Source organism: Marinomonas sp. KMM3893, assembly GCF_004352855.1.
Taxonomy (GTDB): domain Bacteria; phylum Pseudomonadota; class Gammaproteobacteria; order Pseudomonadales; family Marinomonadaceae; genus Marinomonas; species Marinomonas arenicola.
Genome location: NZ_SJSC01000002.1, coordinates 131,467 through 155,865 on the forward strand (window position 1 = coordinate 131,467; position 24,399 = coordinate 155,865).

Here is a 24,399-nt window from a genome sequence, read left to right on the forward strand (position 1 = left end):
CATCATGACATGATCGACCTTGTCTTAAAAAGGTCGTCTTCAATCTGGTGCTTTTGATGCAAACGGTTACGCCTTTAGCGTGAGATTAAGCCGTTTTTTTAAGCGTCTTCTTTTAAACTTTTCATGTCTATAATGAAACGATATTTCACATCGCCTTTTTTCATTCGCTGGTAGGCTTCGTTGATGTCTTGAATCTTGATCATTTCAGCATCGCACTCGATATTGTGTTCCGCACAAAAATCCAACACTTCTTGCGTTTCTGCGATACCACCAATTAATGATCCAGTGAGTACTCGACGTTTCAAAATCAAATTAGCAGTGTGAAGCGCAGGTTCAATAGGCTCTATTAGACCAACCAAAATATGCGTTCCGTCGACTTTTAAAACATTAAGGTAAGGATTCAAGTCGTGTTGTACTGGAATGGTATCTAACAAGTAATCAAAGCTAGAAGCGGCCGCTTGCATTTGAGCGTCGTCGGTCGAAACAATAACGTGGTCGGCGCCTTGTTGTTTGGCTTCGCTGACTTTGCTTTCAGAACGGGTAAAAATGGTCACTTCAGCGCCAAGTGCTTTCGCGAATTTAACGCCCATATGGCCCAAACCGCCCATACCGATAACGCCAACTTTGTCTCCAGCTTTCACACCATTATGACGCAATGGAGAATAAGTGGTGATACCTGCACATAATAGTGGCGCGGCTTTGCTGATATCCAATGCTTCAGGAATCGATAAAACAAATTCTTCGCGTACGATAATATGATCAGAATAACCACCATGGTTTAGACTGCCATCAATCATGTCACGGGCGCCGTACGTTCCTTTTATGCCCGCATCGCAGTATTGTTCTAAATTTTGCTGACAAGATGGGCAAGTTTGGCAAGAGTCGACCATACAGCCAACACCAACAAGATCGCCTACTTTGTATTTGCTGACACGACTGCCAATTTCTGTCACGCGGCCAATAATTTCATGACCAGGTACGACTGGGTATTCACTTGGTCCCCAATCACTTTCTGCGACATGGATGTCTGAGTGGCAAACACCGCAATACAGAATATCGATATTAACGTCATTATCACGCAATGCGCGACGTTCAAAAGTAAAGGGGGCTAAAGGGCTTGTTGCAGAACGGGCTGCGTACGCTTTTGCTTGGCTCATAATGCTCTCTCAAATAATTATGATGGGATATGTGCCATGCAGTGTAAAAGATGAAAGCCTACTGTGTGTTGTGCATTCTTGTTATAATTTTGCCAATTCCTCCAAATAGCCCAAACTTAACTTTTCCTACACAATCTTGAATATTATATTTTTACTATTGATTACAGTAGATCAAAGGATAATGCATGCCGAAAACAAAATTAGTCGATTTGATCAAACCTCTTATTGAAGACGATGGCTTTTCAGACAGCTTGATTGAAAATGTACGGTTAATGAAGTGTGCGAAATCTATACCTAGAATGCCGCTTATTTACAGCCCAGGCTTAACCATCATTGTTCAGGGGCGAAAAATTGGCTATCTAGGCGATCGTGAAATTCATTATGATTCCGGCCATTACCTTGTACAAACCTTACCCTTGCCCTTTGAATGCGAAACTTTCGCCAGTGAAGACGCTCCCTTGTTTGGCGTTTCGATTACCATCGATCCTGCATTATTATCTGAGCTGGTTATTGATACCCATGAAGCTGAAATTCCGTCATCTGTTCCCTATTTTCCCATGTCTTCAGTCGCCATGAGCGACAACATGGAAGTGGCTGTAACGCGACTTGTCGAAGCGCTCCATGATCCGAAAACGGCGAAAATAATGGGGCAAAGTCGATTGCGTGAAGTGATTTTTGAAGCATTGCAAAGCTCACAAGGCAGCGCATTACGAGCTTTGGTGGTAAACCAAGGACGCTTTTCTCAAATTGTTCACTCTTTAAAGCAACTGCATCAACAATTAGACCAAGAAGTGCGAGTTGAGCAACTTGCGGAAGAAGCCAATATGAGTGTGTCTAGCTTTCATTATCACTTTAAAACGATAGCGGGCTCTTCGCCATTACAATACTTAAAACGTTTGCGTCTTTTAAAATCACAAATGCTTTTAAATCAAGGCTTTAAAAATGTAAGCCAGATTTCTTTAGACGTTGGATACAAAAGTGTTCATCAGTTTAGTCGAGATTATAAGCGTTATTTTGGTGTCCCTCCGACCAAAGACAAACAAAAAGAAAGCGCATTATTGTGATGATTTAAGCGCGTATTTGATTTTAATAGACAAGTGGTCTAAATTATAAGTTCACCATGTCATTAGGTAGGAAATTTTTTTGTTACGATCCGAAGCCATACCAACAACAAGCGTGCTTGAAGGGGCTGTCAAGCCGCGTCGTGGGCGTCCGAAAAAACACCCAAATGAAACGCAAGATACCCGTGAAGTTCTATTGCGCGCAGGCATGTTGGTATTGACGGAAACAGGCTTTACCCGCAGTGGCATAGAGTCGATTTTAAAGTCTGTTGGGGTGCCAAAAGGGTCTTTTTATCACTATTTTGCTAGCAAAGAAGCGTTTGGGTTAGCGGTTCTTGAACGTTACCGACGGTATTTTGAAGCCAAGCTCAGTAGTTTTTTATTGGACGACGCCTTCCCTCCTCTCGAGCGATTACAGCGCTTTGCGAAGGATGCTCAAGACGGTATTGTGCGCCATGATTTTAAGCGCGGCTGCTTAGTTGGTAATTTAGAGCAAGAGTCTGCATTACTGTCAGATGCGTTTCGAGAGCAGCTGCAAGCGACCTACGAAAGCTGGCAACGACATGTGGCTGTGTGCCTATTGGAAGCGCAAAAACAGGGACACATTCAATTAACCGGAAGCCTTGAAGAAACTGCTCAGGCATTTTGGATTGGCTGGGAAGGGGCGGTTCATCGTACTCGACTGATAAAAAGTACTCAGCCGTTGACTGTTTTTCTGTCATTTTTTATTCAGGCTATTACAGCCAAATCGCGTTAAAAAACCAATCAAAAGGCTACTTTTGGTTTTTTTATATATTTAAATAGACGATCGGTCTAAAAGGGAGATCTTATGTTTCGTGCATTGATTATTGATCAAAATGAAGAACGCCAGCAAACCTGTACTTTGAGCAATGTAGAAGAATCTCAGCTTCCTGAAGGGGATGTTTTAGTTGAAGTTGTTTACAGCACCTTAAATTATAAAGATGCGTTGGCCATTACCGGCAAAGGTCGTATTGCTCGTTCTTTTCCTATGGTGCCAGGCATCGATTTGGTTGGTAAAGTGCTGCAAAGCGACTCTGAACGCTTTCAAGAAGGCGACTGGGTGTTGCTTAACGGTTTTGGTGTGGGTGAAATGCATTGGGGTGGATTGGCGGAAAAAGCGCGTCTGAAAAGTGAATGGCTTATTCCATTGCCAAGCGGTATCGATGCGAAACAATCGATGGCCGTTGGCACCGCAGGATACACCGCAATGCTGTCTGTTTTAGCATTAGAAAAACAAGGTGTGACACCGGATTCTGGGGAAATCTTAGTGACTGGCGCAAACGGTGGCGTGGGCAGTTATGCGATTCGCTTGTTAAACCGTCTTGGCTATCAAGTGGTCGCGTCTACCGGAAGAATGGAAGAAACAGAGTATCTAAAAAGCCTGGGTGCAAACGATGTTATTGATCGTGCTACCTTGTCTGAGCCTGGTAAACCGTTGCAAAAAGAACGTTGGGCTGGGGTTATTGACTGTGTTGGTAGTCATACTTTGGCCAATGTGTGTGCTAGCACCAAGTACGGTGGTGTGGTGACTGCATGTGGTTTAGCACAAGGTCTCGACTTCCCTGCTTCTGTGGCGCCCTTTATACTGCGTGGTGTTAAATTGATTGGCATCGACAGTGTGATGCGACCTTTAGCGGATCGAATGGAAGCATGGCAGCGCTTAGGCGAACTGTTACAAGCGGAAGATTTCGATGCGATTAGTCAAGAAATTACGCTGGATGACGTCGCCAAAACCGCTTCTGCTTTACTTGATGGTAAAGTACGTGGACGAGTCATTGTGGCTTTTTAAGAGAGCAGCGTTTTATGTATGTGTTAGACCACGCTATTGCCATGAAAATTGTCAGCCGAACCATGGCCATTTTGGATTACAACGTGAATGTGATGAACAGTCAGGGAACCATTCTAGGTTCTGGTGACAGTCAGCGTATTGGCACCGTTCACGAAGGCGCATTGCTGGCGATAACACATAATCGGATCGTTGAAATTAACCAAGACGTGTCTGATAGCTTAATGGGCGTAAAGCCCGGCATTAATGTCCCCTTGCACCATCATGGAAATATCATAGGTGTGATTGGTATTACTGGGGACGTTAGTGAGCTTAATCAGTATGGTTTATTGTTAAAAATGACCGCGGAAATGATCGTTGAGCAAGCCAACCTTCAAGAAACCATACAGTGGGAAAACCGCCAAAAAGAAGAGTTTATTCTACAGCTGATTCGTGCGGATTTTGAATTAACACCACAGGTGGTTTCTTGGGCTGGACAGCTTGGCATTGCTCTCGATATGCCAAGAGTGGCTGCTGTGATCGAAGTCAGTGATAACACGGGGAGTTTAAAAGAGCTCGTGCATTTATTGCAGCACCCAGAGCGCGACAACTTGGTGGCGATGACGTCGTTGAATCAATTGGTGATTCTAAAACCTGCTTTTCTTGATGGCTTCGCGTGGGACCCTGAACTTGAGAGTCGTCGTATTGATCAATTATTGAAGCGTTTGCCCCAGCCGCTTGCTGGGCATACTAAAATAGCCTTGGGGCACTATTTTCCAGGCTTAGAAGGCTTGTCTCATTCCTATCAAACAGCGCAAGATGCCCTTACTACAGGGAAAAAACTCAAACCAGATGAGCAGAAGTATCTCTTTGAAGAGTATTCCTTACAGGTTTTGTTGTCTGGCATGAAGCAAACATGGCGTGGTGAGGTGCTTTCTTCGCCTTACCAAACTCTTTTGGAAGCTGATAAAAAAGGCTTATTAATTAAGACGTTATCTGCTTACATCAAACACTTCGGTGACCTTCAAGCGTGCGCTAATGCACTGCATATCCATAGAAATACACTGCGTTATCGATTGGATAAAATTCAACGTTTAACCCATCTTAATATTCATTCTTTGGATGGATTATTCAGCCTGTACTTAGGGCAATTGATTACGAAATAACGCTCTATTTACCATATACGCTTAATTTTTTGTGCACATGAACAAAAAATAGAAAAATCTCCCCGCCATTTCCAGACAATCGTCTAAAGCTTCCTATGCTATTTTGGTGAATAATAACCCGTTCTAATACTGAGCGTTTTCTCGCTCTACCTAATAAAAATTAAAAAGGTAAAATCATGGCTCTCGTACTCATCTTGATTGCGGTCATCATCTTTATTGTTTTGGCGACCTCTAAATATAAGCTTCACCCCTTTCTTACCTTAATCCTAGCGGCTTTTATTGCTGCATTTGCGTATGGTTTACCGAGCAGCACCATTGCTAAAACCATAACGTCTGGTTTTGGTGGGATTCTAGGTTATATCGGTTTAGTGATTGTTTTAGGTACGATTATCGGCACCATTTTAGAAAAAAGTGGCGCTGCCATTACCATGGCCGATGTGGTGATAAAGCTATTAGGAAAGCGTTTCCCGACGCTGACCATGTCCATTATCGGCTACATCGTTTCTATTCCTGTGTTCTGTGATTCTGGCTTTGTCATCTTAAACTCCCTTAAGCAATCCATGGCAAATCGTATGAAGGTGTCGAGCGTTTCTATGAGTGTGGCTTTGGCGACGGGCTTGTATGCAACTCATACGTTTGTACCGCCAACACCTGGTCCGATTGCTGCAGCTGGTAATCTTGGATTAGAGTCGAATTTAGGTTTGGTTATTGGCGTGGGCCTTTTGGTGTCTGCGGTTGCTGCGATTGCAGGAATGTTGTGGGCAAACCGATTTTCTAACGTTGAGCCTGATGGTGAAGGTGCCGCTGAGCTGAAAATAGAAAATAAAGATTACGATGCGCTTAAGCAAAGTTATGGAGTGCTACCAAGCCCAATAAAAGCTTTTGCCCCTATTTTTGTACCCATTTTACTTATTTGTTTTGGTTCTATTGCCAATTTCCCTTCTTTACCGCTAGGTCACAGTGGCCTTTATCAAACGCTTGTTTTTTTAGGGCAGCCTGTTAATGCCTTGTTGATTGGTTTGTTTTTATCTTTGCCTTTATTAAAAGGCGATAACAAGGTCACGGCGTTTAGTGAGCGCATTAGTGAAGGTTTAGTATCTGCGGCCCCTATTCTACTGATCACCGGCGCTGGTGGAGCATTTGGTGCTGTGCTTAAAGCGACGCCCATTGGTGACTATTTGGGATCGTCTTTGTCGGCCTTAGGCGTGGGAATTTTTATGCCTTTCTTAGTGTCTGCCGCTCTTAAATCTGCGCAAGGTTCATCAACAGTTGCCTTGGTCACCACCTCTGCGTTGGTTGCGCCACTGCTTGGTCAGATTGGTTTAGACAGTGAAATGGGACGCGTACTAACAGTGATGGCGATTGGTGCGGGTGCGATGACGGTTTCTCATGCGAATGACAGTTTTTTCTGGGTGGTTGCTCAGTTTAGCCGCATGAGCGTGAATCAGGCTTATAAAGCACAAACCATGGCGACGCTTATTCAGGGTGTGACCGCGATGTGCGCTGTGTATTTGTTGAGTCTAGTATTGCTTTAAAGGCTAACAGGCTAGTTTGCTATAGATCTATCAAGCACTCAGGCGCTTATGTTTGAGTGTGTTTTACTCTTTTAGAGCGCTCGATTTTCTGGATGTGAGTGCGTTTGTTAATGATTTGCTTTTTTTCTTAATGGGTATTTTTATGAAAATTGTCATTGCTCCCGATTCATTTAAAGAAAGTCTGAGCGCGTTAGGTGTTTCTAATGCCATTGAAGCGGGTTTTCGCCATGTTTTTCCGGATGCTGAGTACGTCAAAGTACCAATGGCCGATGGTGGTGAAGGCACAGTTCAATCCATGGTGGACGCCACAGAAGGTTACTTTATTGATTTGAGCGTCACAGGGCCGCTTGGACAGCCCGTTCAGGCTCAATATGGTGTGTTAGGTAGCCAACCGGGTAAACCCAGCACTGCGATTATTGAAATGGCGTCAGCGTCGGGTTTGCATCTGGTCCCCAGAGAACAACGTGATCCGCGTATCACCACCAGCTATGGTACTGGTGAATTGATTAAGGATGCCTTAGATCGTGGTATTGAGCACATTATTCTTGGCCTAGGTGGCAGTGCGACAAACGACGGTGGCGCAGGCATGGTGCAGGCATTGGGCTATCAGTTACAAGACGTAAATGGCAGGGAGATTCCATTCGGCGGTCTTGCGTTGAAGCAACTTAACAGGATCGACGCGAGCTTGGTTCACCCGAAATTGGCGGCTTGTGTTATTGAGGTGGCGTGTGATGTGGACAACCCTTTATGTGGTGAACGCGGTGCGTCGGCGATTTTCGGCCCTCAAAAAGGCGCGACGCCAGCGATGGTTCAAGCATTAGATCTGTCACTCGCACACTTTGCGGATGTGATTGTCAGCAGTGGCCGAGAAGACCAGCGTTTGGTCGCAGGGGCTGGTGCTGCAGGTGGGATGGGACTTGGGGTTAAGGCGTTTCTAGGTGGCGAATTAAAGCCCGGAATCGAGATCGTCATGGCGACGGTCGCGTTTGCTGAGAAGCTTGAAGGCGCCGACTTGGTGATTACCGGTGAAGGCCGTATTGATGGACAAACGGCATTTGGCAAAACCCCAATGGGGGTATTAAAGCAAGCCCAAGATAAAGGTTTACCGACGATTGGTATTGCTGGTTGCCTCGGTGAAGGAGCTGAAATTATGTTGGAAAAAGGCATGTTGGCTATTTTCCCCATCATCCCCTTTTTGCATTCTTTAGAGCAGGTGTTGGCTGAAGCTGAAACTAACGTTACTTATACTGCTCGTAATATCGCACAAAGCATCAAGCTTGGTGGCCAGTTAAACCGCTAGCTAAGCGGTAAAGTTTGGGTGCAGAACAGTTAACTCAGAGGCTGTTTTGCACTTTTTTCCATGATAACGTCGCTTATTCAGTGGTTTCTTCTTGAGCTTTAGCGCTGGGTAATTGATCGCTGTTCCAGCCTCCTCCTAACGCCGCAATAAGCTGTACGCTGTTTACCAATTGCGTGCTGATTAAGCTCAATTGGCTTTGTTGCTGGCTTAAGCTGGTGGCTTCGGTTGTGGCGACATCTAAGTAATCAATCATGCCCAATTTGAACTGATTGTAAGTAACGCGGGCGGACTCTTTAGCAAATTGAGTCGCCAGTTGCTGAGCCTGTATTTCTTTCTCAAGCACTTGCATCTCTACCAGATAATCTTCGACTTCTTGAAACGCGCTGAGTACCGTCTGACGGTAATTAGCGATATTGGCGGCATACTCAGCTTTGGCTTGTTTTACCTGGGCTTTGGTTGCCCCGAAATCAAAGATATTGCCACTAAGTGAAGGCCCAACAGACCACGCTCTGGATGGCAACTCGAAGAGATTGCCAAGCACGCTGTTTTCAAAACCGGCACTGGCTGATAACGATAAATCGGGATAATACCCAGCGATGGCAACACCCACGGACGCATTGGCAGACGCCATGTTTCGCTCCGCATAGGCAATATCCGGGCGACGCTCTAAGAGTGCGGAAGGCAGCGTTTTAGGGACCGCAGGCAATTGAAAGCTCAGTGGCTGAGCGGCTAATGAAAACGCCGCCGGCGGTTTACCGATGAGCACCGCAATGGCGTGTTCGTATTGTGCCCGTTGCCATTGTAAATCGAGCATAGAGACGCGCGTACTATGGAGCTGAGTCTGTGCCTGTGACACGGATGCACTGGAAATATTGCCCACTTTGTATTGGTTGGTGACGACTTTCAAGTAGTGCTGATACACGGTGATATTAGCCTGATAAAGGCGGATTTTTTCGTCTAATACGCGCAACTGAAAATAATATTGAGCCAGCGAAGATTGGGCACTGAGTATCGCTGAGGCTAATTGCGCAGCACTGGCTTGTGCGCTGGCGCGGTCGGCTTCACGCGTGCGTCGTAATTTGCCCCATAAATCGATTTCCCAGCTTACGGTGCCTTGCGCAGAGTACGCATTGCTGGTTTGGCTCTGGCTACCAGAACGTGTTGCGCTCGCTGTGGCACCGATAGATGGGTACAGATTCGCGCCTGCTTCTTCGGCCACCGCTTTTGCTTTTTCGTAGTCTGCTGCGTATTCAGCGACGTTCTGGTTGCTGATTCTTACCTGTGCGATCAAGGCAGATAAGGTGTCGTCTTGATACAGATCCCACCAAGCACCTTTCGGCTGTAAGTCAGATGGAGTGGCTTTTTTCCAGCCTTTTGCTTCTTTGAATTGCTCGCTGCTGGGCGCATCGGGACGCTGGTAATCTGGTCCTACGGCGCTACAGCCTGCGAGTACCAAGGAAATTAAGGTCAAGGCAAACACTTGTGTTATTCGATTATTCATCATGATCCATTTTTATCATTGGTTACAGTGCTGGTGGGGTTCAATGAGTGACTTTCTTGTGCTCGGTCACGTCCTACAAGGCGTAGCCACAGACCTTTACCTGTGTCGCTGATGCGCTCCATATAAAGGTAAACCACAGGCGTGGTGTAGAGTGTTAGGAGCTGGCTAACGAGCAAGCCACCACAAATGGCTATCCCTAATGGGCTGCGTAAATCCGCATCGCCACCGCTTGCAATGGCCATGGGTAGAGCGCCAAAAAACGCCGCTAAAGAGGTCATCATGATAGGACGAAAGCGCTTTAGACAGGCTTCCCGGATCGCCTCTTCAGAAGATAAGCCCTGTCGTCGCTGCGCATCTAATGCAAAATCAATCATCATAATGGCGTTCTTTTTAACAATGCCGATCAACAGCAAAATGCCAATAAACGCGACGACCGTCAGCTGGGTGCTGGTTATTTTCATTAGCAACAAGGCCCCCAGTCCAGCAGATGGCAAGGTCGATAAAATGGTCAGCGGATGGGCAAAGCTCTCGTATAACATGCCTAAGATCAGGTAAACCGACAGCAAGGCCGCAAGGATTAACCATGGCAAGCTGCTGGCAAAGGCTTGCGACAGTTTGGCGCTACCGGCGTAATTGGCCACGATACTGCTGGGTACCGCTAAGCTTGCAAGTTCTGCTTTGATTGCTTGTTGGGCTTGTTGTAACGTGCTGCCATCGGCGGTGTTGAACGCAATAGTGACAGTGGCAGAAAGGTCCTGATGGGCGACCGACAAAGAGGCATTACCGCTTTTTAGGCGAGTAAATTCACTGATTGGTATGACATCGCCACTGTTATTAACAATATTGAGAGAGCGCAGTACTTCGCTGTCGCTGGTGTAGTCGCTGGTTAAGCCCATGACCACATGGTATTGGGTGGATTCCTTATATAAAGTCGTGATTTGTCGCTGGCTGAAGGCGTTGCTCAACAGGGTGTCAAAATCGTCTACCGAAATGTCCAAACGGGTGGCAGCGGCTCTGTCTATGATGATCTGTACCTCTTGACCGCCCTCTTGAAGATCTGAATCTACTCCGCTGAGTTGAGGCAATTTGGCCAGCGCGGTTTTAATTTTTGGTGCCCATGCCCGTAATGTGTCTAGGCTGTCGGATTGCAGACTTAATTGATAATTGGCGTTGGCGCTGCGTCCGCCTCCTCGAATATCACTGTCGGCGCGTAAAAATAAACTGCCATCGGCCAGCTGTTGGCCTTGTTTGTATAAGCGGTTGGCGACTTCGCTTGCGGTTGCTTGGCGCTCACCAATGGGTTTGAGACGAATAAAGAACTGGCCAACATTACGGGAACCGTGGCGGGAACTGCTGATTGAACTCATTACCCCCGCAACGGCAGGGTCATTTTTTATCATTTGAGAGTATTTGCGTAGCCGAGGCTCCATGGCGGCAAAGGAGGTATTTTGATCGGCTCGTACTGCACCAAACACAATGCCTGTGTCTTGTTCTGGAAAAAAGCCCTTTTGCACGCTGCTGTACAGATTGACGTTGAGAAGAATTGTTCCAAGCAGAGCCAACATCGTCAGTCGCTTGTGTGCCAGCACTCGATCTAAGCTAGTACGGTAGCCGTTTTGCAGCCTTGTAAAAGCCGATTCAATAACGCGATAAAGCCATGGCTGCTTGCTACTGACCGTATGGCGTCGCAGCATCCGCGAGCACAGCATTGGCGTTAACGTCAGTGACACCAACATAGAAATCACCAAAGAGACGGATAACGTGACCGCAAACTCTCGTAATAGCTGGCCCACCATGCTGTTCATAAAGAGCAAAGGAATAAACACGGCAATCAGGGAAATTGTCATCGCCAATACCGTAAAGCCGACCTCCTTGGCCCCTTTCAAAGACGCTCTGACAGGCCCTAAGCCATTTTCTATGTGTCTTGAGGTGTTTTCCAAGACAACGATGGCATCGTCGACCACAAAGCCGGTAGAGACGATGAGCGCCATTAAAGACAAGTTGTCTAGGCTATAACCCAGTAAATACATCACGGCAAAGGTGCCCAATAGCGACACTGGCAAGGCCATTGCCGGAATCAATAAGGCACGACCATTGCGTAAGAACACAAACACAACGGCGATGACCAAGGCGATGGCAATCAATAATGTGCGCTCCGTTTCATGCAAAGCAGAGCGTACGGTTGGCGAGCGATCCAGCACAATGTTCAATTCGGCATCTTTTGGTAACAGTTTTTTAAAGAGCGGTAACTGAGCTTTGATGTCATCAATGGTCGACAGCATATTGCTGCCTGAGGATTGCGTAACGCCAAGGTTGATGGCGGGCTGATTGTTGTAATAGCCGACATTGAAACGGTTCTCGACGCCGTCCGACACCTGAGCCACATCGGATAAATGAATCGCAGCCCCATCCACATGATAAATAACCAAATCAGCGAATTCTTGAGCGTGCAGTAGTTGATCATTGGTGTTGACCATCCAGCTGCTTTTTTCCCCTTGGATAATGCCTTTCGGCTGATGATCCGTCGCGTTCACTATGGCTTTACGAACCGTGTCTAACGAAATGCCGTAATGGGTTAAGGCTTGTGGGTGTAAATCGATACGCACGGCTGGCAAGGCGCTGCCAAATAAAGAGACGTCACTGACCCCTTCAATTTGTGAAATACGAGGTTCTAACTGGTTGGCGGCAAAATCATACAGTGTGCTTGGGCTCAATGATGGCGAAGTCAAAGAAAGCATGAAAATCGGCGCCGAGGAAGGGTTTCTCTTCTGGTAGGTTGGCGACGACGTCATGGCGCTGGGTAAGAGGCTCTTAGCGGCGTTAATCGCGGCTTGCACTTCTCGAGCTGCGCCGTTGATATCGCGGTTTATATCAAACACCAAGACGATAGACGTAGAGCCTTGTGAGCTCGACGAGGTCATTTCACTGATGCCTGAAATTTGTCCTAACGCGCGCTCTAGCGGTGTTGAAACGGTGGCGGCCATGACCTCTGGGCTGGCGCCAGATAGGCTGGCATTCACCACTATCATAGGGCTTGAGATGGCCGGTAAGCTTGCCACAGGCAGCCACTGAAAGGCGATTACTCCCAATAACATGATGGCCATGGTGATCAGCCAAGTGGCCACCGGCCGAAAGATAAACACACGCGACAGGTTCATTAGATTGACCCTTTCGCGTTTTGTTTTTTGGTGCGTCGACGATGATAAATCAACTTATCAAACAACAGATAAATAACCGGAGTAGAAAACAACGTCAGTAATTGACTGAGGATCAAACCGCCGACAATAACCAACCCCATTGGCTGGCGTAATTCCGCGCCCGAGCCTTGCGCCAGCATTAAGGGCAAAGCGCCAAACAGTGCGGCCATGGTGGTCATTAAAATCGGTCGTAAACGCAATAAACACGCCTGATGAATGGCTTCTCTAGGGGACAAATGTTGCTCTTTCTCGGCTTCTAAGGCGAAATCGATCATCATGATGGCGTTCTTTTTGACAATCCCGATCAGCAAGATAACACCGATGAGCGCGATCAAATTGAAATCCGTGTCGCGCATTAATAGCGCGAGAAATGCGCCAATGGCAGCGGTCGGCAAGGTGGATAGAATCGTTAAAGGGTGAATAAAGCTTTCGTACAAGATGCCCAGTACCACATACATGGTCAGCAATGCCGCCAAGATGAGCCATAAGGTGTTGCCGGTAGCGTCACTAAACGCCGACGCCGAACCTTGGTATTTGAGCGTTAGACTGTCTGGGACCTTAAGCTGATTGATGGTGTCGCTAATGGCCTGTTGAGCTTGTTCTAATGAGTAACCCTGTGAGACATCAAAAGAGACAGTCACCGCGGGTATTTGCCCTAAGCGCGCCTTCATTAAGGCGCCGGTAGTTTGTGTCACCGTCGCCACATCCGTGAGACGCACCATAGGGGTGTCATCATCGTCACTGCTGGCGGTTCCAGCCAGATAAATATGATTGAGAGTATCGGTTGCGCTCAGAGGATTAGGGGGGACTTCAAGCACGACGCGATACTGATTCGATTGGGTAAAGATCGTTGAGATCAAACGTTGTCCGAAAGCGTTGTATAAGGCGGTGTCCACGTCGGCGGCGGTAATCCCATAGCGTGCGGCAATGTCTCGATGAATGGTGACATAGCTGACCAGTCCTTGATCCTCTAAATTACTCACAACATGACGAAGTTCGGGTTGCTGCTGCAAGGCGGACACCAGCTTAGGTGTCCACTTGGTCAGCTGGGTGCTGTCGGTGTCGTCGAGGGTGAACTGATATTGGCTTGGGGTGATTTGATCATCGACGGTGAGATCTTGTTGGGCTTGTAAATAAAGCTGAATGCCGGGCACATCCGCGACGCTGTGTCGTAAGCGCTCAATAATGTCAGGAGCGCGGTCTTCCCGCTGTTCAAAACTGGTGAGGTTGATTTGCAACATACCGCGATTAAGGCTGGTATTTTGCCCATCCACGCCTAGGGTCGAGCTAATACTGGCAACATCTGAATCGGTCAATAAATGGCGAATAATGGCCTGCTGTCGAATGCTCATTTCTTTAAAAGAGACGCTGTCTGAGGCCACAGTAATGCCGCGAATAACCCCTGTGTCTTGCGTTGGGAAAAAGCCTTTCGGCAACAAGACATACAAGCCGACAGTCAATAATAAGGTGCCAAAAATCACGGCCAAAGCGATGCGCTGGTGGTTCAATACCTTGCTTAACGCACGGTCGTAGGCGGCAACGATTTGGTCGAATACTTGACCGCCTTTTTTATAAAAACGACTTTGTTCGGCATCGGGAATACGGCGCAACAAATACGCGCAAAGCATCGGGGTTAAGGTCAGAGATATCACCATGGAAACTAAAATAGCCACCGATAAGGTAATGGCAAACTCACGGAATAAGCGCCCAACGACGTCGCCCATAAAAAGCAAAGGAATCAACACGGCAATCAGCGAAAAAGTCAGAGAAATGACGGTAAAGGCGATTTGTTTGGAGCCTTTCAAGGCGGCCTGAAGAGGAGACTCTCCGCGCTCTAAGTGGCGGGAAATATTCTCAACCACCACAATGGCATCGTCTATGACAAAGCCGGTGGCGATAGTCAGAGCCATTAAACTTAAGTTATTGATACTGAACCCTGCTAGGTACATGACCACAAAGGTGCCAATCAAAGACAAAGGCACCGCAATGCTAGGAATCAGGGTCGCCGCCAAGTTTCGTAAAAACAAAAAGGTCACCATCACCACTAAGGCAATGGACAACATCAGCTCAAATTTTACATCACTGATGGATGAGCGAATGGTTTGTGTGCGATCCGATAAAATCGTTAATTTGACGCTGTCTGGAAGCAGGGTTTGTAATTGCGGTAATTTGGCTTTGATGTTGTCGACGACATCAATCACATTGGCGCCAGGTTGGCGTTTCACCTGCATGATAATGGCGGGTTTTCCATTGGCCGTGGCGGATAAGTAGTCATTTTCATTGCCTGAAACGACCTTGGCCACGTCTTGTAGGCGTAATGCCGCGCCATTTTCGTATTTCAAAATGAGGCTGCTGTATTGCGCCGCGCTTTCTAATTGGTCGTTTGCATCGATCGTAATAGAGTGATATTTGCTGTCGAAGCCGCCTTTTGAGCCGTTTAAATTGCTGTTATTGACTAGGGTATAGATGTCTTCAAGGGTCAGATTGTGCGCGGCTAACGCCTTCGGGTCTGCCTTAATTCGAATGGCTGGCTGATGACCGCCAGCTAAGGTGACCAAACCGACGCCAGATACCTGCGACAGTTTTAAAGCGACACGAGAATTGATCAGATCCTGAACTTTTGTCAGTGGCAAGGTATCAGAGCTGGCGGCAATCGTGAGCACAGCACCATCTGCAGGGTTCACTTTCTTATAGGTTGGTGAATACGGCAAATCGGACGGTAATAAGCTGTCAGCGGCGTTGATCGCAGCTTGGACTTCTTGTTCGGCGACATCCAAAGCAAGGGCTAAATTAAATTTCAAGGTGATGATCGAGGCCCCACCAGAGCTGGTGGAATATATCTGGTTTAGCCCCGACATTTTGCCCAATTCTTGCTCAAGCGGCGCAGTCACAGACGTTGCCATCACATCAGGGCTTGCGCCAGGGTACAAAGTAGTGACTTGTATCGTCGGATAGTCGACTTCTGGCAAGGCCGATACGGGCAACAAGCTGTAAGTGAACGCACCGGACAACAGCAGCGAAACCATCAATAAAATGGTCGCTACAGGGCGCTCAATAAAGACTCTAGACGGGTTCATTCGCGGTCCTTTGTCTGCTCGTTATCCTTGTGCTGCTCAATAATTTTAACCTTGCTGCCTTCTATTAGATTATCAATGCCTGTCGTTACCAGCTTGTCCCCTACTTTGACCCCAGACAGAGCAACGATGGTGTCTTCGTCTGCAACAGGACCAACGTTGACCATTTGTTTATGAACGCTATTGTCCGCGTTAATAACAAACACGAAATCGCCGCTGTCATTGAGCTGTAGCGCCGCTTTAGGGATGACCACCGCTTGGTTGAGTTGGGCGATTTTCATGCGTACATTCACAAATTGATTGGGGTAAAGCGTTTCATTGTCATTATTGAATAGTGCCTTTAATTTGACCGTGCCGGTGTCGCTATCAACGCTGTTGCTAATGTTGGCCAGCTTACCTTGCGCTAGTGTTTGTTTGCCGATTTGGTCGAATACGAAGACTTGAAAGGACTGATTTTTGCGCCATCGCTGTAGCACACTTTGCAGGCGCGCTTGAGGGATGCTGAAGGTAACGGCAATAGGATTAACTTGTGTAATGGTGACTATTGACGTGGAATCCGCTGTCACCAAGTTGCCTTGGTCCACATCAAGTAGGCCTGTATAGCCACTGATAGGCGCGTGAATTTTAGCGTATTCGATGTCTAATCTAGCCGCGACGATTTGTGCTTTGTCGGTTGCAACCAAGCCTTGGTATTGGCCCACTGTCGCCGCTTGCTCTTGCACATCTTGCGCTGAAATAGAGTCTTCTTTCGCTAGTTGTTGATAGCGCTCTAATGTGGCTTGCGCGCTTTTTAATAACGCTGCATTTTGCGCTAGCTCGCCTTGGTATTGGGCCAAGGTTGCTTGATAGCTCCGATCGTCTATTTGGGCCAGCACATCCCCTGCTTGCACATACTGACCTTCATTGAACAAGACTTTCTGCATTTCACCGGTAACACGACTGGTTACCGTGACAGAGGTATTGGCTTTTACTGTGCCTAACGCATCCAAATAAACCGCAACATCAGCTTGGCTCGCTTTATCGGCATACACGGCAGTGACCTGATTCGGGTTAAAGCGTCTTCTTCCACCGGGACCTCCAGGGCCTCCGCCTGGTGGTCTTTGGCGTTCGCCTTGTTGCGCACCGTGCGCGGGTTGTTCAGCATGAATGTAGTGCCAAGCATACCAACCTCCCCCAATGACCAGAGCGGCAAGAATGAGTAAACCTAGTCGGGATGTTTTGCTTGAACGAGTCGTCATTTTTTTGTCACTGTTATGCAGATGATGAGAAAGTCTGAATCGAAATAAGAAGGATAGTTACCGCAACGCGTTGCTAAATAGGAATCGCTCTTACTCAGAAATTAAGAGCATCAGTCTATGAATAATCCGCTCACCAACAATGCTTTTTACCTTTATTTACATAAGGCGTCTGAGACAGTCGATAAACCAATAGGCGAGCTAAAAAACAGCGAAATATTGAGCGTTAACAAGGTGGAGGGGTGAGAGTTAGCGGAGATATGGAGGCGGTAATAACGTGGTGAAGGGCTATCCTACACCACGTTTTTATACTGCTAAGGGAGGATTATTTACCGATACAGAATGAACCAAAGATGCGCCCGAGCAAGTCATCACTGGTGAATTCACCGGTGATTTCGCTGAGTGCTTGTTGGGCTTCTTTTAGGTCTTCTGCGAGCAATTCTCCGGCACCATAACCGTGAAGTTGCTCATTACCAGCGTCCAAGAAGCGATTGGCTTTGTTTAGCGCTTCTATGTGTCGACGACGGGCGATAAACCCACCTTCAGTCGTGCTGTCGAAGCCCATGATGGCTTTTAGGTGATCAGTCAGGTCTGACACGCCCTCCCCTGTTTTTGCCGACAGGGAGATCACAGGGACATCATTGATGATTTCTGTGCCAGTGGATTCTTTGGTGAGATCGACCTTGTTTCGAACCAAGGTGAGGTGCTTGGTATCGCCGAGCTTTTCGATGAATTCTGGCCAGATTTCGTTCGGGTCTTTACTGTCGATGGATTGGCTGTCCACCATCATCAAGATCCGGTCGGCTTTGCTGATTTCATCCCATGCGCGTTGAATTCCGATGCGCTCTACTTCGTCTGGACTATCGCGTAAGCCGGCGGTATCAATGATGTGCAGCGGCATGCCATCGAGATGAATGTGCTCGCGCAGAACATCTCGGGTAGTGCCTTCTATGCTGGTTACTATGGCGGAGTCTTTGCCTGATAAGGCGTTCAACAAGCTGGATTTGCCCGCGTTCGGACGGCCAGCGATGACCACATTCATGCCTTCACGAATCAAGGCACCTTGGTTGGCTTCTTTGAGTACTTCGCTCAGTTTTGCTTGGATGCCAGCCAGTTCATTGGCCACTTTGCCATCGCCAATAAAGTCGATTTCTTCTTCAGGAAAATCGATCGCGGCTTCCACATAAATACGCAAGTGGATGAGCGCTTCAACCAGCTCATTAACGCGTTTAGAAAACGCACCCTGTAGTGAGCGTAACGCGCATTTGGCTGCTTGTTCAGACGAACTGTCGATCAAATCCGCAATGGCTTCGGCTTGGGTTAAGTCCATTTTATCGTTTAAAAAAGCCCGCTCAGAAAACTCTCCAGGGCGTGCTAAACGTGCGCCTAAGGCCACACAATGGGTCAGCAGCATGTCCATGATGACAGGGCCACCATGGCCTTGCAGTTCAAAAACATCTTCTCCGGTAAAGGAGTTAGGGCCTGGAAAATACAAGGCAATGCCTTCATCAAGCTGCTCGTTGTTGGCGTCTTTAAAAGGCACATAATGGGCGTAGCGTGGCGTCGGCTCAAAGCCAACAATGGTTTTCGCGATCGCGCTGCTTTTCGGCCCAGATAAACGAATAATACCTACGCCGCCACGGCCAGGTGCGGTCGCTTGAGCAACGATGGTGTCTTGGTCAATGGCGTATTGAAAGTCGGTCATAATCAAACTCTGTACGGTGACTTTATAAGGTGAAAGTAATAGCAATATCACCATTGTCCGTTAGCACGGAGAGCATGGCAATCTAAACGTAAAAAAGGCCTCCCGAAGGAAGCCTTTTTTCAAAGAAGGTCGCGGCTAAAAACAGCGGCTAGGCTTCTCTTTCAATACGCTTGGTAATGATGTACTGCTGTACGATCGACAAGCTGTTGTTGGTGACCCAGTATAGAACAAGACCTGCAGGGAACCACAAGAAGAAGAAGGTAAATGCGATTGGCATTAGCTTCATCAAGCGGGCTTGCATTGGATCTGGTGGAGATGGGTTCAACATTTGCTGACCAAACATACTTAGACCCATCAAGATAGGTAGTACAAAGTATGGGTCCATCACCGACAAGTCATGAATCCATAACATGAATGGTGCGTGACGCAATTGTACGGATTCCATGAGTACCCAGTACAAAGAAAGGAACACTGGCATTTGTACCAAAATTGGCAAACAACCGCCTAGAGGATTGATCTTTTCTTTCTTGTACAGCGCCATCATAGCCGCAGACATTTTCTGACGATCGTCTCCGTGCTGTTCTTTTAGCTTGGCAATTTCAGGGCCGAATTTGCGCATTTTCGCCATAGAACGGTAGCTGGTAGCAGACAACTTGAAGAAGATGGCTTTCACACACACTACGATTAGGATGATAGAAAGACCCCAGTTAATAACCACGGATTGAATCAAGGTTAGTAACCAGAAAATTGGCTTAGCCAACCACCACAACCAACCATAATCGACGGTTAGATCAAGGTTTTCTGCCGTTGCTTCAAGGTGATCTTCCAGTTTTGGACCAACAAAGAATGTGGAACTCAAAGTACCTTGTGAGCCTGGTGCGATTTCCACCGCTGAGCCCGTGAAGCCAACTAGGTTAAAGTCACCATTGGTGCGTGCTTGTAAGGTAAATTTCTTACCTTGCTCAGGCACCCAAGCGGTCACGAAGTAGTGTTGAAGAACCGCTACCCAGCCTTTTTCTGAAGACACTTTAACTGGCTCTTCTTTCATTTTATCGAAAGAAACCTTGTCGTATTTTGTCTCTTCGTCAGAGATAGCGCCACCTAGATAAGGCTGTAGCCCCATGCTAGTTGCTTTACTCGGATCTGGTGAGTTATCGCGTTTGATTTGACCGAATAAGTTACCACGCCATGTTTGGTTTGTGGTGTTATCAACGGTAATCAATTGACGGATACGGTAGTTGCCTTTAGTGAAGCGGAAAGTTTTGGTGTATTTCACCCCTTTCGCATCTGTGTAGTACAGGTTCACATCTAAACTGTCTTTGCCTTTTTCTAAGGTGTAAGACGATTTATCAGATTTGTACACTGGACGACCATTTGGCGACGCGTCAGGACCATCAGGACCGATCAAGCCACTTTGTGTCACATACGTATGGGCCGCGTCATTTTCCAAAATAACAAAAGGATCAGGCTGGCCTAATTCTTTGGTGTATTTAAGAAGTGCAGCGCCAACAAGGTCACCACCAACAGGGTCTATCGTGACTTTAAGTGTATCGGTTGTTACCTCGATAAGCTTTCCTGGGGCAATGCTTTTTGCATTACTAGGAATCGCATTAACACTGGTGTCACTGCTGTGAACGGCATTAGGTAAATCTGTGTCTGACGAAGAGTTCGTCGCAGATTCTGTTTGAGTCGATTGAACTACGCTTTGCTGGGACTGAGGACCATAGTCTTGGGTCCACTGTAAAAACAGCAGGTACCCACTGACAAAAAGCGCACCCCATAAAAAGTAACGTCTGAAATCCATGGTATTCAACTAATTTGTTTGGTTGGACAATGGGTTCGCAGAACCCTATTTAAAAATCACGCGCTATTAAACCAGCCTTTGGCGGTTTTTTCAGCTTATTTCTGATTCGAATGATCGCGTTTTTGATTAGGTGCTGCTTTTTTCGATTTTTTCGCCAATTGATCCCACGCTTTATCGAGGCGTTTGTGCAACGTTGGGTTGTCTAATTCTTTGATGCCCTGACGAGCTAAGAAGACAATATCGAGACCTGCGAGAGGGATTTTGTGATGGCGAAATGAATCGCGTACCAAGCGTTTGATACGATTCCGGCCTACTGCACGTTTATCCGTTTTTTTAGCAACGATAAGACCCAAGCGAGTTTGGTCATCATCTCGTTTTGTTGCCAATAGAAGGAATTCACCTGCGAAGACTTTGGAGGAGGTGTTATTAAATACGGATTGATAATCCCCGGCATTCAGAAGTCTGACGTGCCGAGGAAAACAATATTCGGTCATCAGCGTGTTTATGCGCTTAATACCTTACGGCCGCGAGCACGACGACGAGCGACGATTTGACGTCCGCTTTTAGTAGCCATACGAGCACGGAAACCGTGGTTACGTTTGCGTTTTAGAACGCTAGGTTGGAAAGTTCTTTTCATCTTTATTCACTCACTGAAGCAGTGTTTCAGTTTTGAGGGTTAGCCTTAGCCAAGCCTCTACATTTGATTCAAAATCAGGGCGCGGATTTTAGAACCTTTCCTTAAGGAATTCAATCACTAGCTGCGCTTAATTGTTAAAAAATTAACCACACATTTCATTAAATAGTTATGCACAGACTTTTTCCCTGTCAGTGGACAAGCATTTTTAACCATCCAGAAAGTTATTAACAGGTGCGTTTTTTTAAAATTTATGTGTATAAAAATCAAAAGGATAAGTTAAGTTATCCCTGTGAATAATAAATCAGAAAACACGCTGTTAATATGTGTATAAGTGCAGTGTTTATGCACACAAATAAAATCTTATCTACTGCTGTGCATAACCTTACCTGTTATTAACAAATTTTTTATTTCATACAGAGAATTCGTCTTTTTCTATTTATGTGTGGATAACTAAGGTTTCGCGAGGTAAAATCCGCCTCTTATATCTGTCACTCAACCAGGGAGTACGTCTACAGTGTCTTTGGAGCATTGGAATCTTTGCCTGCAACGCTTGCAGGATGAGTTTTCCACATCGCAGTTCAACACTTGGATTCGTCCGTTACAGGCTGAAATGACGCCCAATGGCGAATTGTGCCTACGCGCGCCCAACCGTTTTGTATTGGATTGGGTGAGCAACAAGTACCAAGCGCGTATTAAGGAGTTGTTGTCAGAATTTGCAGGCAGCGACCCTTCGCCCGCTTTGCGCTTTACTGTGAAAGAGCAAAACTTTGCGCAAGCCAATCAATCTGCCCCGCCACCACCGGCGCCGCCAGTCGAACCTATCTCTAGCCCACTGAACAATGAAGTGGCCAACGAGTCAGGCTATCGCCCAGGTGTTGGCTTTGGTTTAATGGATGGTGAAGGCAGCCAGCACGCTGATTTAGAGTTTGAAGCCCCATTAACCTTATCGGGCGCAGGTTTACGCGGCCATGATTTGGAACCTTACGAGCAAGGTCAGCTACCGCTTACCGCGCCAAAACGTAAAGTAGAAGTGGAAGGTGGTATTAACCACGGCGCTAACCTAAACAATTCATTTACCTTTGAGAACTTTATCGAGGGTAAATCGAACCAGCTTGCTCATGCCGCGGCGTTGCAAGTGGCTGAAAATCCAGGCGGTGCTTATAACCCACTCTTTATCTACGGTGGCGTTGGTCTGGGTAAAACTCACTTAATGCAAGCCGTTGGTACAGAAATGATGCGTCATAACCCGAATGCCAAGGTGGTTTACCTGCATTCTGAGCGTTTTGTCGCCGACATGGTAAAAGCCTTGCAGTTGAATGCGATTAACGATTTCAAACGTTATTATCGTTCTGTGGATGCATTACTGATTGATGACATTCAGTTTTTTGCCGGCAAAGACCGAACGCAAGAAGAGTTTTTTCATACCTTCAATGCCTTATTAGAAGGCGGTCAGCAGATGATTTTGACCTGTGATCGTTATCCAAAGGAAATTCAAGGTTTAGAAGACCGCTTGAAGTCTCGTTTTGGCTGGGGTCTGACCGTTGCCATCGAACCACCCGAGTTAGAAACCCGAGTGGCTATCTTGATGCGTAAAGCAGATGAAAGTGGCGTGAAGCTGTCTTATGATTCTGCCTTCTTTATCGCTCAAAAAATTCGATCTAATGTGCGAGAATTAGAAGGCGCGTTAAAACGCGTTATTGCTAACTCACACTTTACGGGTCGTGCGATTACCCCTGATTTTGTTCGCGAATCACTAAAAGACCTTTTGGCCTTGCAAGATAAGTTGGTGAACATTGATAATATTCAGCGCATCGTCGCGGAGTATTATAAGATTAAGATCAGTGATTTATTGTCTAAGCGTCGCAGTCGGTCTGTTGCTCGCCCTCGCCAAGTTGCCATGTCGCTTGCGAAGGAATTGACCAACCATAGCTTGCCAGAAATTGGTGATGCGTTTGGCGGCCGTGATCATACCACCGCTTTGCATGCGATTCGTAAGATCAAAGAACTACAAGATACGGATTCTGATATCCGTGAAGATTACAAACAATTGATGCGAATTCTGACCACCTGATGGTCTAAGACGTTGAGTTAACGGGGAAAATAATGAAATTTTCAGTTGTCCGCGAGACACTTCTTAAGCCACTTCAATTGGTGGCGGGCGTTGTAGAGCGCAAACAGACCATGCCAGTTTTGGCCAATGTCTTGGTGGAAGTAAAAGACCAAACATTAACCCTTACCGGTTCGGATTTAGAAGTGGAATTGGTGGGTCATGTCCCATTAGACGAGTGTGAAGAAGGCCGTATTACTGTGCCGGCTCGTAAGCTAATGGACATCTGTAAAAGCTTACCAGACAGTGCCGTTATTGAATTTACGCTAGATGAACAAAAAGCCGTGATTCGTTCTGGTCGCTCGCGCTTTAGCTTATCGACATTGCCGGCTGATGAGTTTCCAAATATTCAAGACATGCAAGGCGACCTAACGGTGGCGATTCCGCAAGTGAGCGTGCGTCGTTTGATCGATCGTACGGGCTTTGCGATGGCCAACCAAGATGTTCGTTATTACTTAAACGGCATGTTGTTTGAAGTCGCAGACGGCCAATTACGTGTGGTAGCAACCGATGGCCACCGTTTGGCGACGGCGGTAGAAGACGCTCACGTGAGCGGCGATTTAACGCAAGTGATCGTGCCGCGTAAAGGTGTATTGGAATTAAATCGCCTATTAAACGACACCGAAGAAGTGGTTGAGTTAACCGTAGGTTCTAACCATATTCGTGCCAAAGTTGGCGAATATATCTTCACTTCTAAGCTTGTTGACGGCAAGTTCCCAGATTATCACCGGGTGATTCCTCGCAATAACGAGAAAATCATCATCGCTGATCGTCTTGAGCTACGCCAAGTTTTCTTACGTGCTTCGATCCTATCGAACGAAAAATACCGTGGTGTGCGTTTGATCTTATCAAATGGCATGTTGCAAGTGTTTGCCAATAACCCAGAGCAAGAAGAAGCCGAAGAATCCGTATTGGTTCAATACCAAGGCGATAATTTGGAAGTGGGCTTCAACGTGGGTTACTTGTTGGATGTGCTGGGCGTTGTGGACACACAAGAAGTACGTTTGTCACTGAACGACTCTAACAGCAGTGCACTGATCGAAGAAGCGCAAAGCCATGCAGCACAATACGTTGTGATGCCAATGCGTCTGTAATCTTCCTGTGAAACCGCTTGGCTTGCTTAACAGGTAGGCT

At 46.8% G+C, this 24,399-nt stretch carries 17 protein-coding genes; 8 read left to right on the forward strand and 9 right to left on the reverse strand.

All coding sequences use genetic code 11. The features are described from left to right. Positions 1-98: 98 nt before the first annotated feature. Positions 99-1,157, reverse strand: a complete 1,059-nt coding sequence (locus tag E0D71_RS05105; protein WP_133002245.1) for an NAD(P)-dependent alcohol dehydrogenase — start codon at positions 1,155-1,157, stop codon at positions 99-101. A 185-nt stretch (positions 1,158-1,342) separates the two neighbouring features. Between E0D71_RS05105 and E0D71_RS05110 the strand changes: the two genes are divergently transcribed. The 6 genes from E0D71_RS05110 to E0D71_RS05135 all read left to right on the forward strand — a co-directional run bounded on the left by E0D71_RS05110 (position 1,343) and on the right by E0D71_RS05135 (position 8,005). Continuing rightward, complete coding sequence (locus tag E0D71_RS05110; RefSeq protein ID WP_133002246.1) at positions 1,343-2,221, forward strand: AraC family transcriptional regulator; 879 nt, start codon at positions 1,343-1,345, stop codon at positions 2,219-2,221. Between the two features lie 79 nt (positions 2,222-2,300). Then, on the forward strand, positions 2,301-2,975 hold the full coding sequence (locus E0D71_RS05115) for a TetR/AcrR family transcriptional regulator (RefSeq protein ID WP_207923331.1): 675 nt from the start codon (positions 2,301-2,303) through the stop codon (positions 2,973-2,975). Positions 2,976-3,047: 72 nt separating this feature from the next. Next, entirely contained in the window at positions 3,048-4,028 is a 981-nt protein-coding gene (locus tag E0D71_RS05120; protein ID WP_133002247.1) for an MDR family oxidoreductase, read from the forward strand. Positions 4,029-4,042: 14 nt separating this feature from the next. Further along, positions 4,043-5,170 (forward strand): sugar diacid recognition domain-containing protein, encoded by a 1,128-nt coding sequence (locus E0D71_RS05125; protein ID WP_133002248.1) that lies wholly within the window; start codon positions 4,043-4,045, stop codon positions 5,168-5,170. Positions 5,171-5,346: 176 nt separating this feature from the next. Then, positions 5,347-6,705 (forward strand): GntP family permease, encoded by a 1,359-nt coding sequence (locus E0D71_RS05130; protein WP_133002249.1) that lies wholly within the window; start codon positions 5,347-5,349, stop codon positions 6,703-6,705. Positions 6,706-6,847: 142 nt separating this feature from the next. Beyond that, the gene (locus E0D71_RS05135; RefSeq protein WP_133002250.1) at positions 6,848-8,005 is read left to right on the forward strand and encodes a glycerate kinase; all 1,158 of its coding nucleotides are present in this window, start codon (positions 6,848-6,850) and stop codon (positions 8,003-8,005) included. Positions 8,006-8,078: 73 nt separating this feature from the next. On the opposite strand, the gene E0D71_RS05140 is transcribed toward E0D71_RS05135, so the two are convergent. The 8 genes from E0D71_RS05140 to rpmH all read right to left on the reverse strand — a co-directional run bounded on the left by E0D71_RS05140 (position 8,079) and on the right by rpmH (position 21,158). Further along, a complete protein-coding gene (locus E0D71_RS05140) occupies positions 8,079-9,509 on the reverse strand; it encodes an efflux transporter outer membrane subunit (RefSeq protein ID WP_133002251.1) in 1,431 nt (476 codons plus the stop codon). Further along, positions 9,506-12,664, reverse strand: coding sequence for an efflux RND transporter permease subunit (locus E0D71_RS05145; RefSeq protein WP_133002252.1), 3,159 nt, complete (start codon positions 12,662-12,664; stop codon positions 9,506-9,508). Before E0D71_RS05145 ends, E0D71_RS05140 begins: the two co-directional genes overlap by 4 nt. Next, the gene (locus E0D71_RS05150) at positions 12,664-15,780 is read right to left on the reverse strand and encodes an efflux RND transporter permease subunit (protein WP_133002253.1); all 3,117 of its coding nucleotides are present in this window, start codon (positions 15,778-15,780) and stop codon (positions 12,664-12,666) included. Before E0D71_RS05150 ends, E0D71_RS05145 begins: the two co-directional genes overlap by 1 nt. Next, entirely contained in the window at positions 15,777-17,015 is a 1,239-nt protein-coding gene (locus E0D71_RS05155; protein ID WP_133002254.1) for an efflux RND transporter periplasmic adaptor subunit, read from the reverse strand. Before E0D71_RS05155 ends, E0D71_RS05150 begins: the two co-directional genes overlap by 4 nt. 322 nt (positions 17,016-17,337) lie before the next feature. Then, a complete protein-coding gene (gene mnmE / locus E0D71_RS05160) occupies positions 17,338-18,717 on the reverse strand; it encodes a tRNA uridine-5-carboxymethylaminomethyl(34) synthesis GTPase MnmE (RefSeq protein ID WP_133002255.1) in 1,380 nt (459 codons plus the stop codon). A 148-nt stretch (positions 18,718-18,865) separates the two neighbouring features. Continuing rightward, a complete protein-coding gene (gene yidC / locus E0D71_RS05165; RefSeq protein WP_133002256.1) occupies positions 18,866-20,521 on the reverse strand; it encodes a membrane protein insertase YidC in 1,656 nt (551 codons plus the stop codon). Positions 20,522-20,616: 95 nt separating this feature from the next. Beyond that, positions 20,617-21,015, reverse strand: coding sequence for a ribonuclease P protein component (gene rnpA, locus E0D71_RS05170; RefSeq protein ID WP_133002257.1), 399 nt, complete (start codon positions 21,013-21,015; stop codon positions 20,617-20,619). 8 nt (positions 21,016-21,023) lie between these two features. Beyond that, on the reverse strand, positions 21,024-21,158 hold the full coding sequence (rpmH, locus tag E0D71_RS05175; RefSeq protein WP_084035504.1) for a 50S ribosomal protein L34: 135 nt from the start codon (positions 21,156-21,158) through the stop codon (positions 21,024-21,026). Between the two features lie 514 nt (positions 21,159-21,672). On the opposite strand from rpmH, the gene dnaA reads away from it, so the two are divergent. Next, positions 21,673-23,229 (forward strand): chromosomal replication initiator protein DnaA, encoded by a 1,557-nt coding sequence (gene dnaA / locus E0D71_RS05180; RefSeq protein ID WP_133002258.1) that lies wholly within the window; start codon positions 21,673-21,675, stop codon positions 23,227-23,229. Between the two features lie 32 nt (positions 23,230-23,261). Then, positions 23,262-24,359, forward strand: coding sequence for a DNA polymerase III subunit beta (dnaN, locus tag E0D71_RS05185; RefSeq protein WP_133002259.1), 1,098 nt, complete (start codon positions 23,262-23,264; stop codon positions 24,357-24,359). Positions 24,360-24,399 lie beyond the last annotated feature (40 nt).

Excerpts from the sequence above, each read along its gene's own strand:
- E0D71_RS05110 (WP_133002246.1), top strand. The coding sequence starts at position 1,343 with ATGCCGAAAACAAAATTAGTCGATTTGATCAAACCTCTTATTGAAGAC.
- E0D71_RS05125 (WP_133002248.1), top strand. The coding sequence starts at position 4,043 with ATGTATGTGTTAGACCACGCTATTGCCATGAAAATTGTCAGCCGAACC.
- E0D71_RS05105 (WP_133002245.1), bottom strand. The coding sequence starts at position 1,157 with ATGAGCCAAGCAAAAGCGTACGCAGCCCGTTCTGCAACAAGCCCTTTA.
- E0D71_RS05140 (WP_133002251.1), bottom strand. The coding sequence starts at position 9,509 with ATGATGAATAATCGAATAACACAAGTGTTTGCCTTGACCTTAATTTCC.
- E0D71_RS05145 (WP_133002252.1), bottom strand. The coding sequence starts at position 12,664 with ATGAACCTGTCGCGTGTGTTTATCTTTCGGCCGGTGGCCACTTGGCTG.
- yidC (WP_133002256.1), bottom strand. The coding sequence starts at position 20,521 with ATGGATTTCAGACGTTACTTTTTATGGGGTGCGCTTTTTGTCAGTGGG.
- rpmH (WP_084035504.1), bottom strand. The coding sequence starts at position 21,158 with ATGAAAAGAACTTTCCAACCTAGCGTTCTAAAACGCAAACGTAACCAC.
- E0D71_RS05120 (WP_133002247.1), top strand. The coding sequence starts at position 3,048 with ATGTTTCGTGCATTGATTATTGATCAAAATGAAGAACGCCAGCAAACC.
- E0D71_RS05130 (WP_133002249.1), top strand. The coding sequence starts at position 5,347 with ATGGCTCTCGTACTCATCTTGATTGCGGTCATCATCTTTATTGTTTTG.
- E0D71_RS05150 (WP_133002253.1), bottom strand. The coding sequence starts at position 15,780 with ATGAACCCGTCTAGAGTCTTTATTGAGCGCCCTGTAGCGACCATTTTA.
- rnpA (WP_133002257.1), bottom strand. The coding sequence starts at position 21,015 with ATGACCGAATATTGTTTTCCTCGGCACGTCAGACTTCTGAATGCCGGG.
- E0D71_RS05135 (WP_133002250.1), top strand. The coding sequence starts at position 6,848 with ATGAAAATTGTCATTGCTCCCGATTCATTTAAAGAAAGTCTGAGCGCG.
- dnaN (WP_133002259.1), top strand. The coding sequence starts at position 23,262 with ATGAAATTTTCAGTTGTCCGCGAGACACTTCTTAAGCCACTTCAATTG.
- E0D71_RS05155 (WP_133002254.1), bottom strand. The coding sequence starts at position 17,015 with ATGACGACTCGTTCAAGCAAAACATCCCGACTAGGTTTACTCATTCTT.
- mnmE (WP_133002255.1), bottom strand. The coding sequence starts at position 18,717 with ATGACCGACTTTCAATACGCCATTGACCAAGACACCATCGTTGCTCAA.